Below are 19,095 nucleotides of genomic sequence, written 5' to 3'. Positions count from 1 at the left end.
TTAACCTGGACAATTCGGTGGACAATAAAAGACAAAGTCTAAATCTGTCGATTCTGTCTCATCGCTTTCTATAAGCTTGGCATAACCATCATCAAAACTCATATACTCATCGGAAGTTGAAAGGCCCTTAGGGTTTGATAACACCTCTATTATTGGATTGAATGGGACGCCATATTGACCACTTATCAGGTTACTGATACCAAGGTGGACTATAATTAAAGCATTAGGATTTAAAATTATATCATCCGCTAAAACGGCAAAATCGCTAAACGGAATAATACATTCACGAAGTCTTTGAGGCATTTCTAGAGGGATATTTTCTTTTTTATCCATATCCGAAAAGTCAGGGTAATGTACGGAAGTATAGAAGATATCAGGAAAATTTGAATAAGGCAGTGCGCCCCAGTTCAAACAGATTTCATTTCTATAGTTCGGTGTCACCCCTTTATGCTTTTTAGCAAAAGCAAATGTCTTTTGATAGTAAATTGTATTTAGAACCCCAGAACTTTCTAACCTAATACTTTCCAAAGGATTCGAAATTCTTAGCTCAAAGTATGGACTGAATTGATTGGAATCATCAATTGCCATAACCCAACACAGTTGTGCATTCTTTTTAAGGTTATTGTCTGCTTTTAATTTGTTTATCTCTTTGATAAATTCTGCAGAAGGTCGATAAACTAACCCTGTGATACGCTTAGGCTCAATATTTAATTCATCTTTTACTTCAAAACAATCGGCCAAACCGCTCGGAAGACAAGCCAACCAGTTAGTTTTAATTCGATCATAATGAAGACTATTATTAGCTGTCATGAAATTAATTTTTGTATTATAAAAAGAATAATTTAAGAAATAGCCTCTCAAATTACAATATTATTTGAGAGGCTTTCTGGCAGAAAGACCTAGTCCATTCTTTCTAGTTTCAACTGACCGATTGAGTCCTCACCAACCGTTAAGAAGTCTAAATTGTACTTGGTTGTGCCTCCCATATTATTTACACTAAAATGTGTTCCTGAGTAGGCCTCACCAGAGTACCAACCACTAGTAATCGAAATCCAACAACCAGTTGCTTCATTTGAGGATACACTTCCTAAACAAAATACGGATGGATCGACTCCAGCAGCACACCAATTCTGTGTTTCACCAGCCTCAATAGTTTGATCTTGCAAAAGCGGATTTACGCTAATCATTTTTAAATTTATTCCCATAATAATTATCTTACTCTTAAGGATTTTCAGTTTTCTCCTCTGCATTTAACCCAGCAGAAAGGCCGTTATTTAGAGTGATATCTGCTCCACTTCTTTAATTGACAATTCAAAATTGCACCTAAGAACATGAGCAGATGAGCGTGAAAAGGCCTGTATTCTAAAACACGTATTTATACTTATGCCCATTTTGTCCGGTCCGATAAGACCTAGTATTTATCAGATATACCTCCTTGATAAAACGAAACGATTCATTTTTTTGAGTACTCCAATACCCAAAGAATTTCTTACTTTTGCGGGTGGAATTAACACCCAAAACCAATCGTTCTAATGATTCAATTTTTCGATGCAGGCGCCAACAGAATCTACGCTGTTAGCCTTACCTCGCAACTCGCTCCACAAGACCTTCCTAAACTTGAATGGCTCTTCGGAAACGCCACCCTGATAGAAGGCGAAACTCTGGAGGGCTTTTTTGTTGGTCCTAGAAAAGAAATGATCACCCCATGGAGTACCAATGCGGTGGAAATCACCCAAAACATGGGTATTACTGGCATAGTGAGAATTGAGGAGTTCGAAAAAGTGGCTAGTGAAAACACAGCCATTGACCCGATGCTTCAAGTACTTTACACCGGGTTAGATCAGGAGATATTCAACATTAGTGTCGAGCCGGCACCAGTGCAGCACATTGAAGACATTGCCGCTTACAATCAGGAGGAAGGTTTAGCCCTAAGCCAAGAAGAGATTGACTATTTGAACGAGGTCAGTGAGAAGTTAGGTAGAAAGCTAACCGATGGTGAAGTTTTTGGGTTTTCACAGGTTAATTCTGAGCACTGTAGACACAAAATATTCAATGGCGTGTTCATCATTGATGGACAAGAAATGCCAAACTCTCTGTTTAAAATGATTCGTAAAACCTCGGAAGAGAATCCTGATGGTTTAGTCTCGGCTTACAAAGATAATGTCGCGTTTATTCAAGGTCCAGTTGCTGAGCAATTCGCGCCAGCCACACAAGACAAGGCAGATTGGTTTGAGTCATCAGATTTTGAATCTGTCATCTCACTAAAAGCCGAAACGCATAACTTCCCTACCACAGTAGAGCCATTTAATGGTGCCGCTACTGGTGCAGGCGGAGAAATAAGAGATAGAATGGCTGGTGGTAAAGGATCCATGCCGCTGGCTGGTACAGCCGTTTACATGACATCATACTCTCGATTGGAAGACGGACGTACGTGGGAGGCCAATATGCCTGAGAGACAGTGGTTGTACCAAACACCAATGGATATTCTGATCAAAGCATCCAACGGTGCCAGTGACTTCGGAAACAAATTCGGCCAACCGCTAATCGCTGGTTCTGTCCTTACTTTTGAGCACGAAGAAGCAGGTAAGCGACATGGGTTTGATAAAGTAATCATGCTAGCTGGAGGTATCGGATATGGCAAGAAAACCGATGCGTTGAAGGCAACCCCAGAAAATGGCGATCAGATCGTGGTGATGGGAGGAGATAACTACCGCATTGGAATGGGCGGAAGTTCAGTTTCATCGGTCGATACAGGAGAGTTTTCGAGCGGCATCGAATTAAATGCTATTCAGCGATCTAATCCTGAAATGCAAAAACGAGTTTACAATGCAGTGCGGGCGATGACAGAATCGGGTAAAAACCCAATCGTTTCAATACACGATCATGGTGCGGGAGGCCATCTCAACTGTCTGTCAGAATTGGTTGAAGAAACAGGCGGAACCATCGACGTGCAGAAGTTACCGGTTGGCGATCCTACCCTATCCGATAAAGAAATCATTGGGAACGAGTCTCAAGAACGAATGGGGCTAGTCATTAAGGAAGAAGATATTCCATACATGGAGAAGGTGGCAAAGAGAGAACGTGCCCCGTTCTATGTAGTTGGCGAAACGACTGGCGATCACCACTTTAAATTCGAAAATAAAACTTCTGGCGAACACCCGATCGATTGGAACCTAGCCCATATGTTCGGTTCATCACCCAAAACGGTTTTAGAAGATACTACTCAAGCACAGCAATTCAGCGATGTTACTTATGACATCAAAAAAATACAGGAATACCTAAACGCAGTACTTCAATTGGAGGCTGTAGCCTGTAAAGACTGGTTGACGAATAAAGTCGATCGTTGTGTGACAGGTCGCGTGGCTAAGCAACAAACAGCGGGACCAATTCAGTTGCCACTCAACAATGTGGGTGTCATGGCTTTGGATTATCGCGGAGAAAAAGGCATCGCTACATCTATTGGGCATGCCCCAGTTTCCGCGCTCGCCGATCCTGTCGCAGGTTCGCAGTTATCCATAGCCGAAGCGCTGACTAATATTGTTTGGGCACCGATAGAAAAGGGACTAAGCGGCGTTTCCTTAAGCGCCAATTGGATGTGGCCAGCCAAAAACGAAGGGGAAAACGCCAGACTTTACAAAGCAGTAGAGGCCGTTTCTGACTTTGCTTGCGAATTAGGAATCAATGTACCGACGGGTAAAGACTCTATGTCGATGACCCAGAAATACAAAGACGGTGTGGTCTATGCACCAGGCACAGTGATAATTTCAGCAGGTGCGCAAGTAACTGATCTCAAAAAAGTGGTTGAGCCGGTCTTACAACCTAACTTTGACTCTACCCTACTTTATGTGAACCTATCTGATGGTCAATTCAACTTAGGCGGTAGCTCATTTGCGCAAGTTGTCGGAAAAGTAGGTACTTCTGCCCCAACTGTCGATGACAGTGCACGGTTTGCCAGAACTTTCAATATGGTTCAGGCCCTGATTGAAGAAGGCAAAATATTGGCGGGACATGACGTTTCTGCTGGAGGTATGATCACCGCCTTGCTGGAAATGACCTTCTCTCAAGTAGACCTCGGCATAGCGGCAGACCTGAAAGACATTCAGCACCTCGACGACATTTCGATATTCTTCTCAGAGCAACCAGCACTAATAATCCAAGTGGCTAACGAAGATCTGGAGGATGTTGCCACGCTTTTCGACGAAATTGAAGCTTCTTATGTGGAAATTGGAAGCCCGATCGGTGAACCAATATTAGCGATCCAAACGAATACGCAAAGCTACTTGCTCGACATCGCTAGCCTGAGAGATACTTGGTATAAAACCTCTTACCTGTTAGACGCCAAACAATCAGGCGAAGAATTGGCCAAAGCTCGATTTGATAACTACAAAAACCAACCGTTATCCTTCACATTCCCAGAAGGATTTAATGGACAGTATGCCGATCTCGGTCTAGACCCAGACAGGAAAATTAAAACAGGCTACAAAGCGGCCATTATTAGAGAAAAAGGCGTAAATGGCGACAGAGAAATGGCCTATGCCATGCATTTAGCGGGCTTTGATGTGAAAGACATCCATATGACAGACCTGATTTCTGGTGCCGAGGATTTAAGTGATGTTAACTTTATTGCCTTTGTGGGTGGCTTCTCTAATTCCGATGTATTAGGATCAGCAAAAGGCTGGGCCGGTGCCTTCTTATACAATGAAAAAGCAAAACAAGCCTTAGACAATTTCTATGCCCGTGAAGACACTATTTCATTGGGTATTTGCAATGGCTGCCAGTTGATGGGCGAACTGGGACTACTATACCCAGAACACGATATCCACCCGAAATTAGACCATAACATTGCGCATAAATTTGAATCTGGTTTTGTGAACGTGACCATTCCAGAAAACAACTCAGTAATGTTAGGAGGCTTGGTCGGCACAAGACTAGGGATTTGGGTAGCCCATGGTGAAGGCCGCTTCAGACTGCCAGAAGCTGAAAATGATTACCATATAATCGCGAAATACTCACACGAAGCATATCCTGCTTCGCCAAATGGTTCTGACTATCATGTGGCAGGTTTAGCCAGTAAAGACGGTAGACATTTAGCGATTATGCCACACTTTGAGCGATCAGTATTCCCATGGAACTGGGGGAACTACCCATCGGATCAGAAGACTGATGTGTTAAGCCCATGGATTAAAGCCTTTGTGGCCGCTAAGGACTGGGTAGGACAGAGAGTTTAGGTATAAAACACTTCTAAAAAAGGGAAACTTAGCGATGAGTTTCCCTTTTTTATTATCTTCTATTGAATGACACATTAAAAATAGTCGCATGATCTTGTGATATCATACAAGGTTGCGGATTACTAAGAAATGAGAAAGTACAAAACCATTAAAGTCTCAGATTACGAGTTAATGTTAAATAGAATCAGCAATGCTGATTCTTTAGACTTAGAAACTCACGATTTACTACTTTATGGCAGTGGTGGACAAGACCGAAACTTCTATAGGTATATAGAAGCAAATAAAAATTGTGAATTGCTTTGGACAGGTTGGTCAGGTCCAAAATGGTCTTCTATATTTTCATTTATCCCTGGTCAAGCAGGCCTTTTAAAATTATTGGACAAAAGAGAGTTTAAAAGCATATACTATGAATTGGCAGCAAGCAGTGTTTCAGACGCAATCTATCTCCCACGAAAACAAACCAAAAAAATAGTCATCGAAGCGCAGAATAAGACTTGGCGATCAAATTTTGCAAAACTCTTAAATAATGAACCACATTCATTTTTATTGACCTCGGAAGCAGATGAAACTGTGAATAAAAATGGAGATGAAATGTATTTCTATGACTACTTTTTAGGATCAAACCTGGACAGCACATTGAAGGAGATTATTAGAGGGAAAAAGAAAAATACGGTAGTTAACAATGGTTATAATTCATTGTGATTTTGGGGCATCATTCAAGCAGAATAATGGAAATTTATACACATATCACTAACAAGGGATAGAAAAAAACACAATCACCTTTGAACAACATGAAGTTCATTGGTTAGTTTTATTAATGAGCATCATACCTGGGAATTATGTTGGCTAACGCTTATTTTTCGTAGAATATTAGAGAAATAACGCTTACTTTTTCGAGTGTTGTACAACCTTTTGGCGAATATGGCGAAATCAGTAAATAGAAATAATAGCATCTTAGGATACTTTTCAGGATTAATACTGCTTTTCTCAACTTTCACTTCTTATGCTCAAGTTGATACTCCATTAAATAGACTACCGATTAAGACTTTCAGTTCTGATCAATTGGTGAAAGATTTTGAAGTCTTTAGGGGTAGTCTCGAAGATTTTCATGCTGGACTCTATTGGTACACCTCGAAAGATGAATTAGATCAGGTCTTTGATGATGTACATAGCACACTAAACGATAGCCTATCTGAATTAGAGTTTTTTAGAAAACTCACTTTTGTTACCTCAAAAATCCGATGCGGTCATACTGTAATCCGTACTTCTATACCTACAAGAGATCATATATCTCAAGCGGGAAAACTGCTCCCATTTGAAATCAAAATCCTAAATGGCAAGATGTACATGTTGGAAAGCAGAATCGATGAGGAATTACCACTAAAGCCTGGAATGGAGATTTTAAAAATTAATGAGTATACGACAGACTCTCTTTTACGGTTAGTAAGCAATGTAGTCTCTGGTGACGGTTTTATTGAAACCAATAAGATTAAACGTTTCGAAAGATATTTCCCATTTTTTTATGTGTCTCGATTCGGTCCTGCGGATGAATACAAGATTGACTATCTGGATGAACAAGGACAAAAGAAATCTGCACAGATAAATGCCCGACTTGCTAGTCAGCTCAATCCTAAAAATAGTTCTCAAAAGAATCTAAAACTCAGTTTCCCTGATAATAATATCGCTTTATTAAAGGTCAGGCAATTTCAAAATTGGAAAGAAGGGAAGAAAAATTTCAGGTTTGAGAAGGAGCTAAAAGATATGTTCCAAAAAATATCAACCTCCGAAGTAGAGAACTTAGTTATAGACATGAGGGATAATCTTGGGGGTGATGATAACTTTGGGTTACGTTTGTTTTCATATTTATATGATCAACCTATAATCGAATTTAAAGAGCAAACGCTAATCACTAACAAATCAAAATACTTTAAATATACTAAGGAGCTTAATAGAACTAAGGCGATATTCTATCATATGCTTTTTACAAAAAAAGGAGACGACTCTAGGTTTTATGTGAGGCATGCTAAAACATTGAAACCTTCGCGTCCGTCTTTTCCACAATTTTCTGGAAATGTTTACATCCTAATAAATGGAGGCACTTATTCAACTGGTGCCGATTTTGTGGCACTCATGAAATCTTATCAGTTAGCAACGTTTATAGGTGAAGAAGTAGGTGGAGCTTATTATGGTAATACGAGTGGAGACTTAATCACGGTAAAACTACCCCACAGCAAACTTCGATTAATTCTACCTTTGATCAATTACAGAACGAATGTAAAACCTACAGAGAAAATTGGACGCGGAGTTATGCCAGATTATCCTAAAACTCCTGCTATAACAGATTTAGTAAGTGGAATCGATACTGAGCTAGAATTTACACTAGAACTTATAAACAATAAGTGAGTATCAATATTCCTATTAACCTCCATAACAATGACTAAAATGAATATCCACACGAAGCACTCAGAAAGGTCAATGCAAACAGGAAAATTCAGTGCTTCTAGCAACTGGGGTGCATACTCATTTTAATTAGTCGTTGGGATTAATTCGAAAATGAAGATATTCCCGATAAAAGAAATTGGTTTCCGGCTTATCGATAGACTGATGAGAAGAACAGAACACACTGAAAATCTGACTTCACAATACACCGACAAATCATTCCGTGGAAAAATCAATGGGACAGGATTCAAAATCATATCCTCCGCTATCGGAAGTGGTGCTTTCTGTGTCTTGAAAGGTGAAATTGCATCTGACCAAGGAAGCGTAAGGGTTGAAATTCATAAGGTTTTCAGAGTATTATTGAGCTTATTTCTAATGTTTCCAATAATTGGACTCTTGATTATGATAATTAGCGGGACAGAAGACTTTTCACCGATTTTGATTTTAGTCGCGATTGGAGAGATTTTGATAATTCGGTATGCAGTTATCGGGCTTGAAGTCTAGACAGATTTCGAGATGTTTTGGACATAGAATGGAAAAATAACTAGGCACAACAACACCTATACGTAATGCGACTAAAGGTGGTACAGAAGCCTCCGTGCATTCCACCCGCCAAAGCTGCGCTTTGCTTTGGAAAATTGTATAACTTAAAATCAAATCACAGGTTTGGCTGCCCAATGTACTTGCTTGACGGCAACTGTTCGAGGCTAGACTTTTTGAACTAAGCTGGGTGCATGGCAAGACTGTTCGCATCAATTAAAGAATTAAGCATGAAAAAGCTGAATTACTTATTACTCATATTGTGTATATCATGCGGAGAAAAAGAAGCGGCTAACCCGGTTGACTTTTTAAAAGAAAATGCTATTCCAATTAAGGATATTTCAAAATTGAATCAGCAGGTTTATCAGGAGATATCTGATTACGACGTAATAATGGTTGGAGAAATGCATGGGACAAAAGAGCCCGCCGAATTTGTCTATGGCCTATGTAATCTTATCACTGAATCTGAAGATAAAGTTGTCTTAGCCTTAGAAATCCGTGCTTCACAGATGGAAAACTTATCAAATGAGATGTCAATTGCCCAATTAAAAGAATTGGATTTCTTTCGCAGAGAAAATTTTGATGGCAGAAATGGTGTATCAATGCTTGATTTAATCTACAATAGCATCCAAAATGAAAAAATCATTCTAAAATTCATTGATAATTATTACCCATCCTCACCCAGAGATTCATCTATGTATATGGAAATACGTAACATACGTAAGATGTACCCTGACAGCAAAATAGTTACACTAACAGGAAATGTACATAATTCAATGACGCCTCTCTTTGATAAGGAAAGAATTGCAGGATACTTGTTAAAAGATACTGCCAATTTCGATCCAAAAAAGATCATGTCAATTCACCATGCATACAGTGAAGGTACTATGTTCAATAACGACGGCAGAGGAATAAAAATTCGAGATATTGATAGAGAAGAAAACATTTACAATACCACCCTTTCTCATGAAATGTTCTTGTCTGAGAAATTTCCTGAAGAGCAAAATCAGTACACACATGTTTTATATACCGATAAAGTAACTGCTTCGGGTAAAATTGAAAAAGATGATAACAATAGATAACAAGTAATAGCTCCTTAGTCACTAATACTCTTATCATTCACCGTTAAAGGCAATTAAAACCAACTCATTTCTCGCAAAATGAAAAAAGTAATTCAGTCGCTCTTAGCATTTTCAGATGAGAGCTTCGACCTCTTAATGAACATCGCAATTGAAAAAGAAGTCGAAAAAAATCAGTTAATATTCTATCCAGACAAACCAACAAACAAGATTTTATTCCTGAAAAAAGGACTTCTGCGAGGTTATAAAATTATCGATGGTAAAGACTGCACACATCATTTCTATTTCGAAAACTGGTTTGCCACTGATTTTACCAGTTTTTTAAACGAAAAGCCAAGTCAGGTTTACATTGAGAGCATTGAAAAAACCAGTTACTACGAATTCAAAAAAGAAGACCTTTTAAATCTCTACAACAAATCGCATCAAAACGAGAGGTTAGGAAGAATTATTGCTGAAAAAGCTTTCCTTATCACTGTAGAGAAGTTAGCAGCTCTTCAACTTCTCAACCTAAAGGAGAAGTATTTGACTTTAATAAAGAGAAACCCAGATCTTTTTCAAAGAGTGCCGCAAAAATACATCGCGTCTTATCTGGGCGTTTCTGAACAAAGTTTAAGTAGAATTAAGCAACAATGCATTTCTTAACAAATGTGAATTTTTAATTGCTCGCCATGCACTTCATTTGTGTACCGGTTCAAAACGTGGCAAATGACAACAGCCACATTTTTTTGTCTTTGATTTAGCCATTTGCAAATGGTGTAAAACTCGCCAAATAGAGCATTTATGAATTCTTCTATAAAATACCTGACTTTCGCAGTTGCACTGCTTATATATCAGAACTCCTACGGACAAAGTAGTACAGACTTTCTACCAAAGTTCATAGAGAGTACTGAAACCACACATCAGATTAAGGATAATCAGAAATATACTTTTGGATATTTAGAAGTACTCGAGAATAGGGATAAGCCTGATGGCAACACCATAAAGTTACCCGTGTACATTTTTAAAAGTCGTAGTAAAAACCCAAAGTCTGATCCCATTTTATATACCGTTGGCGGACCAGGTTACACTTCTATGCGTGCATCACAATACATGTCATACTACAAGTACCTTGATGATAGAGATTTGATTTTATTCGAGCAAAGGGGTACGCAATACGCACAGCCGAGTTTAGACTGTCCTGAATGGTCAAAGGCGATTTATCTATCTAATCTTCCAAATGCTGACGCGACTAAAACCGATAGCCTTTTTCAAAATGCGGCCAAAGCATGTAGTGATAGATTACGAAACACAGGAATTGACTTAAACAGTTATAGAACAAACCACATTGCAGCCGACATCAATGACTTAATGAATGTCTTGGAAATTGAATCGTATAATTTATTGACCATGTCTTACAGTACTAAAATTGGGCAGGTTTTAATACGAGATTATCCCAATAAAATTAGAAGCGTAGTAATGGACTCTCCGCTTCCATTGGAAGTCAATTATGATGAAGAGAGTGTGTACAATCTTTTAGAAAGTACTACAAAGTTGCTTACCGATTGTGAAAATGATGAAAATTGCAACTCTACCTTTCCCAATATTAAATCGCGTTTCTTTAAGTATTTAGAAGAGAAAACTACCAATCCGCTACGGGTAGAAATCGAGAATCCTAAAAATGGAAAAATCGAAACATTTTATTTGAAGGGAGAAGATTTGATATCCGTTTTTAGTATCGCGAACACAGGTGATGTACCCAATATTCCCTTTGAGATTAACAAACTATTGAATAACGACTTGACATCGGTCAAAGAACAACTGTCCTATCTTTTTCAAAAGCCCGGAGGTGGAATTGGAATGGGGATGCGTCTATCGGTTTGGTGTGCGGAAGAAACGCCATTTAACGCTCAAGAAAGAATCGCTGTAGAAACTAATAAGTACGCAGCAGTTAAAGGATTATCACCAGCTGTTTTTGACAAAGAAGTTTGTGAAGTTTGGGGCGTTAAAAAGGTATCAGAAATTGAGAATATGGCTGTAAAAAGCAATATACCAGTCCTTTTGATCAGTGGAGAATATGATGAATCGACACCTGTTAAATGGGCTGAATCAATGACTCATAACCTGACAAATTCCTACCATATGATTTTTAAAGGCTGGAAACACAGTCCAACTACCAATTGGGGCAACCCATGTGCTATGCAAGCTGCGAACGATTTTTTTAATAATCCAACTGAGCAACCAAAACCAGGTTGTTTTGAGCAAATTAAAAGACCTGAATTCAAAACGAAATAAATAATAGCTCACAAAGTGTGATCCTCTGCTTGCTAAATCGTGAAAAGGTATGAGTAAAATAATTTACAGAACAATCTGGTGGCTGTTTAGCACACTATGCATTTTAATAGGACTATACCCTGTTATATACTTTTTGGTTGACCGTAATTTTGGGTTGTTATCTTCAAAAACACAAGAACTATTAACCAACCAATTTTGGAATATTGGCTTTTATGGGCATATCATACTAGGTGGAATTGCTCTATTGATAGGTTGGACTCAATTCAGTCCCAAACTCAGAAGAAAGAGGATAAAACTGCACAGGATTATTGGTAAGATATATACCCTTTCTGTATTGATTAGCGGTGTATGCGGAGTTTATATTGCTCAATTCGCAACTGGAGGCATAAGTAATGTTATAGGGTTTTCATTGAGTGGAATAATTTGGCTCACGACAACTTTTTTAGCCTACAAGGCAATAAAGAAAGTCAATATTGAACAGCACCAAAATTATATGCTGTACAGTTACGCTGTCTGTTTCTCGGCCGTTACCTTAAGAATCTGGTTACCAGTATTAACTCATATATTAGGGGAGTTTGAATCGGCATACCCTATAGTTGGCTGGTTAAGTTGGGTGCCAAATTTGATAGTTGCATTCTACATTATAAAAAGACGAAAAACTAAATCTGCCACTTACAACGTATAAAAAAATAAGGCAATAACTGCTTACAACTAGGTGTATAAGCATTAGCGGTTTAGGTGACAACTTGAACCGCTTTGTTGTTTAATTAAAATTTATTTCATACTGAAAAGCAGTCTAATACAACCTTTTAATGCGCATATTCTGGAACGTTGCAGAGAAAGCTAAAAATGTAACAAACAAGAAAGTTGGACGTCATAACTTTATGAATCACTTTTAATTTCAACGATGAAAAAGTTTCTGGTTTTAATACCAATCCTCACTCTGACCGCATTTACTATTCCAAAAGATAGTTTAAAACCCTTTGGAATTATAAGACACGACAAAGACACTAAAGAATATATTGAGTTAGGAAATAGACCGGAATACAACTGTGTTGGTCGCTATTCTGAATCTATAGAAAGCAATGATTATGCAGTTGGAATTTTAATTTCGCCCAAATGGGTTTTAACCGCATCTCATTTTGTACAGACTACATCTTTCTGGAAGTTTGGTGACAATTTTTATAAAACCAAGCGGATAATTAAGCATCCCAAATTAAAACCTGGTTCCGAAGAAGCACAATGGAATGGGTGGGATATGGCACTAATTGAACTAGAAAAACCCGTTTTGGATATTATCCCGGCCAAACGCTACTATGGAAATAAGGAACTTGGACAAACCATAACCAAAGTTGGCTACGGATATATAGGCAACGGAAAAGATGGAATGGACACCCCGAGAAAACAAGAAAAACTTGGAGGTCAAAACATCATAGACGCTATTGGTGGAACATTTGAGGATAGAAAGTTTAGCACGGATGTAATGGTTTGTGATTTTGATAACCCTGACAACTCTGAATCCAATCACTTTGGTTCACCTATTCCATTAGAACTAGAAATTGGAGGCTCAAAAGGAGATAGCGGAGGAGGAATTTTCATAGAAGAAAATGGCGAAACATATCTGGCTGGTATAGTTTCGGGGGCACTGAATAGACAAATAAAGTATGGGGCGGTAATGGCTTTAGCAAGAGTTTCAACCGCGAACCAGTGGATTGATTCAGTTATTGAAAAATAATAAGGCAATTCATACAAGAATGGTTATCGGTAATTACTTATTCTCGCCTACTGCAAGAAGAACATCTGCACTAGCTATTTCTCAACCACCGAATCGCCCCAATCCGCTATAGCTTTAATAATAGGAATTAAAGTTTTCCCTAAGTCGGTTAAAGAATACTCCACTTTAAGTGGAGGCTTAGATGTATAAACTTTGCGTTTAACGATACCGTCCTCTTCTAAGTTTTTAAGCTGTAGGCTCAAAGTACGTTCGGTTACGGTAGGCATTTCTTTGCGCAGCTCATTGTAACGCAGCGGTTTTTCCATGAGATGGAAAAGAATGACCGTTTTCCATTTTCCACCGATCACACCCATCGTTAAACTTGCACAACATGGAAAGGTTCTTCCATTAAACTTGAGCATTTCTGTAGTTTCTGCTTCCATAATTTCTACTATCCTTTTTGACCGTTATTGACTCGTAAATATACTATACTTAGTTTTGTCACTATAATTTATATAGTATTAATTTATCGACGGAATTATGAAGGCCATAGGATTTAAAAAATCATTACCCATTACAGACGCAGAGAGTTTCATCGAATTTCAAACTGAGCAGCCTATCCCTACAGGGAAAGACCTGCTCGTGAAGGTTCAGGCAAACTCTATCAATCCGGTTGACTTCAAAATTCGAGAATCGGCCGCTAAGGATGAGGTTCTTGCGACTCCGAAAATCATCGGTTGGGATGCCGTAGGGATTGTAGAGGCAGTCGGAAATCAAACGTCAATATTTAAAGTAGGCGATGAAGTATACTATGCTGGTGACCTTACCAGAAGTGGTAGCAATGCCGAATACCAACTTGTAGATGAGCGAATTGTAGGCCATAAGCCAAGTAAATTGAGCATTGCAGAAGCAGCTGCCATGCCGTTAACATCACTAACAGCTTATGAGTCCCTTTTTGACCGTATTAAAGTAGACCCAATCAAAGACAAAGGCAAAACTGTACTGGTTTTGGCTGGTGCAGGAGGTGTTGGCTCTATCGCTATTCAGCTTGCTAAGAAACTCGGCAACCTTACTGTTATCGCCACGGCCTCACGTCAAAATTCCATCGATTGGTGTAAAAGAATGGGTGCCGATTTTGTAGTTAACCATCACCATTTGAAGAACGATTTGAATAAAATCGGTCACAGCCAAGTAGATTACATCCTCGATTTTGTTGACTTGGAAGGATATTGGGATTTGATGGCCGAAATCATCAAGCCACAAGGGCATATCGTTTCCATTACAGAAAGTAGCCAACCACTTAATTTGAACATATTAAAAGCTAAGAGTGTCAGCTTCCATTGGGAATTGATGTATACGCGCTCAATGTTTCAAACAGATGATATTGAACGCCAGCATGAGATTTTGAATCACGTGGCCGAATTGCTCGATGATGGAACAATTCTATCTACTCTGACCACAACCATAGATGGTTTCTCAGCCGATAATTTGAAGAAAGCACATGCTTTACAGGAAAGCGGTAAATCGATCGGCAAGACGGTAATTCTATTCTAAAAAAAGTAAAATGAAAACAATACTCATTACAGGAAGCACCGATGGCATCGGTAAATTGGTCGCCATTCAATTGGCGAAAGAAGGCCACGCAGTTTTTCTACATGGTAGAAATCCCGAAAAGCTTAATGCGGTTATCAATGAAGTAAAACAAGCATCATCCAACAAGAAAGTTGAGGGCTTTGTCGCTGATTTCTCAGACCTGTCGGCTATAAGTGCCATGGGACAAGATGTAAACGAAAAGCTTTCGAACTTAGACGTGCTCATCAACAATGCTGGTGTTTTTAAGTTGCAAAGCGAAAAGACTGTTAACGGATTGGACATCCGATTTGTGGTGAATTATTTAGCGCCTTATGCTTTAACAAATTCACTGCTGCCATTATTCAAAAAGAGTAATACCCCTCGAATTATCAATTTAAGTTCAGCGGCTCAGGCACCCGTCTCTTTAGAGGCTTTAGCAGGCAGAGAAAATATAGGTATGCAAGCGGCCTACGCTCAGAGTAAACTCGCCTTAACTATGTGGAGTTTTGAGTTAGCAAAGAATTGGCCTTTCGCCACTGTGATTGCGGTAAATCCAGGCTCTCTGCTCAATACAAAAATGGCAAATGAGGTTTACGGCCAACATTGGTCTCCAGCAACAAAGGGTTCAGACATCTTATACGATTTAGCGGTTTCAGAGGAGTATAAAAATAGCACGGGTAAATATTTTGATAACGACAAAGGTGAATTGAAAGGCGCCTTCGCGGAGGCGCATAGTGATGCATATAGAGCAAAAAAAATAGATGAATTAACTACTCAGACCAATAAGGTATTGAATAAATAACTGGTTAAAACAGAATAAAATGACACGTATTAATAATCTAACAAAAGCTCGTGCACTTACCCTACCTTCCCGTAAAGCTGCGCTTCAACGGGATCCGTCTGTCTCACATTTTTGGAAGAGCAACCAAAAATTGTTAGAAGAAGCATGGGCTGAATGGGAAATGGAGAACAAAGAAAATTTAATAAACCTCGATGAAACATTTCTTGATCCTCGCCTGATACGAGCAGTTAATCAAGCGTGGGATAACCCTGAAAAAGAAAATGCAGTAGCTGATTTGTGGGAAGAAATTATGCCAGGTGTTTATTCTGCACAATTTTTCAACCTTGATCGTTTAGCGGAGTTCCGTAATTATTTAGAAGCAGTGGCAAATTCTAATATTCCGAGACGTGCACCCTATGGTATACAATTAAATCGTTACGGAATTATGCTTGACCCACGGTCCGAAGGACACCTAGCGGCTCCCAATTTTCAAGCCTTTTACAACGACTTGATGGATCGGTATATGCGTCCAATTGCACGCTTACTACTTGGTACATATGGTTATGATACCCAAACATTTGGTTTTTCTATTCAGTACAATCCCGATAAGGACAAAGATTTACAACCACACACGGATGCCTCTGCCGCAACCTTGAATATCAATATCAACTTACCAGATGAAAAGTTCACTGGTTCGCAAGTTGATTTCTTTGACAAAGCCACAGGAAAAATTGTCCAAACCGTTTTCGAACCCGGCAGCGCTATTATTCACAGTGGTAGCATTCCGCACGTTACACATTCAATCACAAGCGGACAGCGAAGTAACTTGGTAGTATGGCTATACGGAGACCAAATGCAAGTCCCAAGAGGTGGCACAAACAGCTATGGCACTGTTGAGAGTTCAGCAACAACAGTCGATATAAAAGAAAACATCACGGCTCGTCAGCGCTGGAGTGTGCCAAACGGAGCCAAAGATACCTTTGCACCTTTTTGACAATTTATTGATGTTACTCAAAGCATTCTATGAAAGTGAAGACATTCAGAGTAATAATATTGATCAGAAATTTATCTTACCTATTATTCATTTTTGGGTTAATTAGTTCTTGTGCCAACACATCAGAGAAGGAACAAAAGAATACCTCAAAGAAAATTGAAAATCCAACCAACAAGGTTCTTCTAAGTTCTGAATTCGAGTGGGAACAATTGAATCCTGCGCGAGGTGACCAAAGTCCTCAAGCAGGAACCATTTGGGGAGATAGAAATGGAACGGTTCCAACGGGATTCTTAGCCAAATTTGTCGACGGTTTTTCTTCTCCTCCGCACATTCACAACGTAACGTATCGAGCAGTTGTGATAAAAGGATTTGTGCATAATGATGATCCCAAAGCAGAAAATATGTGGATGCCAATCGGTTCCTTTTGGACACAACCCGTTGGCGAAGCGCATATCACTTCTACGAAAGGCGAAGAAGTTATTGCCTATGTAGAAATTGACAATGGCCCTTATTTGGTGAAACCGATTGAAGAAGCTTTTGACAGCGGAGAACGTCCCGTAAATATTCATGCTTCAAATGTGGTTTGGTTAAACTATGAAAAAACGAATTGGATTGATCCAGACACCAAAGTTCAAATCAGCTTTCTTTGGGAAGGAAGAGATAAATTGAAAGGGCTCTTCATTAAACTTCCCAAAGGGTTTAGTGGTGAAATAAAAAGCGATGGAGATATTTTTCACGCCATAGTTGTGAGCGGCCAGTTAAAATATAACATGCGGGAAACAGAAGAATCAAAATTGCTAGATGCCGGGAGTTATTTCAAATCTGCTGGCGACGCCATTCATACTGTTCAGAACACATTAGAACATGAAGTTCTTATATATTTGAGAACAAATGGAGAAATTCGAATAGAGTAAAGTAAGTTGCCAACAAGGTGTAGAGTGCATAGCACCCGCTGGGTTATTACAAGGCGACGAACAAACGGTTACCATACATTAAATGAAGCAGAGATTGAACGTCTTGTTAATTCTTCTTTTGCCAGTAACCGTTTTTGGTCAAAAAGAACTGACTAAAGAGCAAATACTTGAAGATTATACTGTTCTGAAAAATGTTCTTACGAAAGGCCACCCTAATTTATATGAATACACCTCTAAATCTGAATGGGACAACCTATTCACAACCTTTGAGAATGAAGAAATAAAGACGATATACAACAGCAATGACTTATACAAATCCCTTATCAAATTAACAGATTATGTAAGAGACGGTCACTTAATTGTAATGAGACCTCAACTCAATTCATTACCTAATTTCTTCCCACTATTACTAAAAATTATTGACAAGAAATTTTACACTGACACAGATGACTTTGGTATTCCTATTGGCTCTGAAATCCTTTCTATAGATGGAGTGAACGGAATAGACCTTAGAAATATTTTTTTGAAATACGCTCCTTCAGATGGATTCAACGAATCCAGAAAAGACCGTCAAATAGAAAGCGAATTTGGCATTTTACACTTCTATGAATTTGGGGCTAAACCGATCTATGAAGTCAAATACAAGACTCAAACTAATAAGGTCACCACTAAGAAAGTAGAAAGTCAAACATTCGAAAGCATCGGTAAACGATTTACAAAACGACACTCATTTTTAGCAAGAAAGACGTTAAGTGAACAGGGTCCTCATCTTTCTGTGATAGACTCCATAAGTACTGCTGTGTTGACCCTAAATTCTTTCAACTTGGATGTAGAAATGTTTCAAGTAGCTCTTGAAGCTAATTATAAGGTAATCAAACGCAAAAAAACCAAGAATCTCATCATTGACATTAGGCAAAATGAGGGAGGTTATCCTTTAAACACTATCAGGGCATTCTCTTATATAGCCAATAAACCTTTTAAACAACAGGTTTCGTCATACGTCATTACTGATAACTTACCAGAGGAACAATACAGTCGAAATTTGGTCAATGGCTATACATTTGAGAGTTTTTTTGAAAAATTTTACCAAAACTCTGAGAAGACGGAAAACGGATGGAAATCGACAATTGATGAAAATGAACCTTTGATGATTCCAAACAAAAAAAAGTTCAAAGGAAAAGTATATGTTCTAACTGGAGGTAATACTTTTTCGGCAGGTTCTAGTTTTGCGCTATTCTGCAAAAATCAAGGGATTACATTAGTTGGAGAAGAAACAGGTGGGGGTTACTATACTCAAACAGGAGGTTATCCGGTAATTTATACTTTGCCGAATTCTGAATTAAAAATTCTCATTTCTTTTGTAAAAATAAATCGATTCGTAAAAGATGAAACTGCTAACAAAGGACGTGGTATTTTACCGGATGATGAAATCATATTAACAGTCTCCGATTTAATTGGAAAAAGGGATAGTCAGTTGGCTTATGTGTTGAAACAAATTACAAACAAATAAAACATGTGGTAACCCGCTATATGGAAGATACCCTGGGATACTCCCTATACACG

General features: G+C 38.7%; 17 protein-coding genes. 14 read left to right on the top strand and 3 right to left on the bottom strand.

All coding sequences use genetic code 11. The features are described from left to right. A complete protein-coding gene (locus BFP71_RS10265; protein WP_141719730.1) occupies positions 1-861 on the bottom strand; it encodes a hypothetical protein in 861 nt (286 codons plus the stop codon). 38 nt (positions 862-899) lie between these two features. Continuing rightward, on the bottom strand, positions 900-1,205 hold the full coding sequence (locus BFP71_RS10260) for a hypothetical protein (RefSeq protein ID WP_141719729.1): 306 nt from the start codon (positions 1,203-1,205) through the stop codon (positions 900-902). 327 nt (positions 1,206-1,532) lie between these two features. Between BFP71_RS10260 and purL the strand changes: the two genes are divergently transcribed. The 9 genes from purL to BFP71_RS10215 all read left to right on the top strand — a co-directional run bounded on the left by purL (position 1,533) and on the right by BFP71_RS10215 (position 13,292). Continuing rightward, the gene (gene purL / locus BFP71_RS10255; protein ID WP_069835381.1) at positions 1,533-5,228 is read left to right on the top strand and encodes a phosphoribosylformylglycinamidine synthase; all 3,696 of its coding nucleotides are present in this window, start codon (positions 1,533-1,535) and stop codon (positions 5,226-5,228) included. 129 nt (positions 5,229-5,357) lie between these two features. Beyond that, positions 5,358-5,930 carry a hypothetical protein gene (locus BFP71_RS10250; protein WP_069835380.1) on the top strand — a complete coding sequence of 191 codons (573 nt, stop codon included), beginning with the start codon at positions 5,358-5,360 and terminating at the stop codon, positions 5,928-5,930. 219 nt (positions 5,931-6,149) lie between these two features. Continuing rightward, a complete protein-coding gene (locus BFP71_RS10245) occupies positions 6,150-7,631 on the top strand; it encodes a S41 family peptidase (protein ID WP_069835379.1) in 1,482 nt (493 codons plus the stop codon). 150 nt (positions 7,632-7,781) lie between these two features. Next, on the top strand, positions 7,782-8,171 hold the full coding sequence (locus BFP71_RS10240; RefSeq protein ID WP_069835378.1) for a hypothetical protein: 390 nt from the start codon (positions 7,782-7,784) through the stop codon (positions 8,169-8,171). A 230-nt stretch (positions 8,172-8,401) separates the two neighbouring features. Next, positions 8,402-9,289, top strand: a complete 888-nt coding sequence (locus BFP71_RS10235) for a hypothetical protein (RefSeq protein WP_069835377.1) — start codon at positions 8,402-8,404, stop codon at positions 9,287-9,289. Positions 9,290-9,367: 78 nt separating this feature from the next. Further along, a complete protein-coding gene (locus tag BFP71_RS10230) occupies positions 9,368-9,928 on the top strand; it encodes a Crp/Fnr family transcriptional regulator (RefSeq protein ID WP_088124980.1) in 561 nt (186 codons plus the stop codon). A gap of 138 nt (positions 9,929-10,066) precedes the next feature. Continuing rightward, on the top strand, positions 10,067-11,557 hold the full coding sequence (locus BFP71_RS10225; RefSeq protein ID WP_069835376.1) for an alpha/beta fold hydrolase: 1,491 nt from the start codon (positions 10,067-10,069) through the stop codon (positions 11,555-11,557). A gap of 49 nt (positions 11,558-11,606) precedes the next feature. Continuing rightward, positions 11,607-12,242, top strand: coding sequence for a DUF2306 domain-containing protein (locus BFP71_RS10220; RefSeq protein ID WP_069835375.1), 636 nt, complete (start codon positions 11,607-11,609; stop codon positions 12,240-12,242). 222 nt (positions 12,243-12,464) lie between these two features. Continuing rightward, the gene (locus BFP71_RS10215; protein WP_069835374.1) at positions 12,465-13,292 is read left to right on the top strand and encodes a trypsin-like serine protease; all 828 of its coding nucleotides are present in this window, start codon (positions 12,465-12,467) and stop codon (positions 13,290-13,292) included. A gap of 74 nt (positions 13,293-13,366) precedes the next feature. Here BFP71_RS10215 and BFP71_RS10210 read toward each other — a convergent pair whose 3' ends face one another. Further along, a complete protein-coding gene (locus BFP71_RS10210) occupies positions 13,367-13,714 on the bottom strand; it encodes a winged helix-turn-helix transcriptional regulator (RefSeq protein WP_069835373.1) in 348 nt (115 codons plus the stop codon). 97 nt (positions 13,715-13,811) lie between these two features. Between BFP71_RS10210 and BFP71_RS10205 the strand changes: the two genes are divergently transcribed. The 5 genes from BFP71_RS10205 (at position 13,812) to BFP71_RS10185 (ending at position 19,042) form a co-directional block, all read left to right on the top strand. After that, entirely contained in the window at positions 13,812-14,825 is a 1,014-nt protein-coding gene (locus BFP71_RS10205; protein ID WP_069835372.1) for a zinc-binding alcohol dehydrogenase family protein, read from the top strand. A gap of 10 nt (positions 14,826-14,835) precedes the next feature. Further along, complete coding sequence (locus tag BFP71_RS10200) at positions 14,836-15,645, top strand: SDR family NAD(P)-dependent oxidoreductase (protein ID WP_069835371.1); 810 nt, start codon at positions 14,836-14,838, stop codon at positions 15,643-15,645. Between the two features lie 19 nt (positions 15,646-15,664). Further along, the gene (locus BFP71_RS10195; RefSeq protein WP_069835370.1) at positions 15,665-16,618 is read left to right on the top strand and encodes a 2OG-Fe(II) oxygenase; all 954 of its coding nucleotides are present in this window, start codon (positions 15,665-15,667) and stop codon (positions 16,616-16,618) included. 29 nt (positions 16,619-16,647) lie between these two features. Beyond that, positions 16,648-17,532, top strand: coding sequence for a DUF4437 domain-containing protein (locus BFP71_RS10190; RefSeq protein ID WP_088124979.1), 885 nt, complete (start codon positions 16,648-16,650; stop codon positions 17,530-17,532). A gap of 82 nt (positions 17,533-17,614) precedes the next feature. Then, positions 17,615-19,042: a S41 family peptidase gene (locus BFP71_RS10185; protein ID WP_069835369.1), complete on the top strand. Its 1,428-nt coding sequence runs from the start codon at positions 17,615-17,617 to the stop codon at positions 19,040-19,042. Positions 19,043-19,095: the final 53 nt, after the last annotated feature.

It is taken from the genome of Roseivirga misakiensis, from assembly GCF_001747105.1.
Classification (GTDB): Bacteria; Bacteroidota; Bacteroidia; order Cytophagales; family Cyclobacteriaceae; genus Roseivirga; species Roseivirga misakiensis.
Note: the sequence above shows the minus strand (reverse complement) of the source record. Positions and strands in the feature narration are given on the sequence as shown.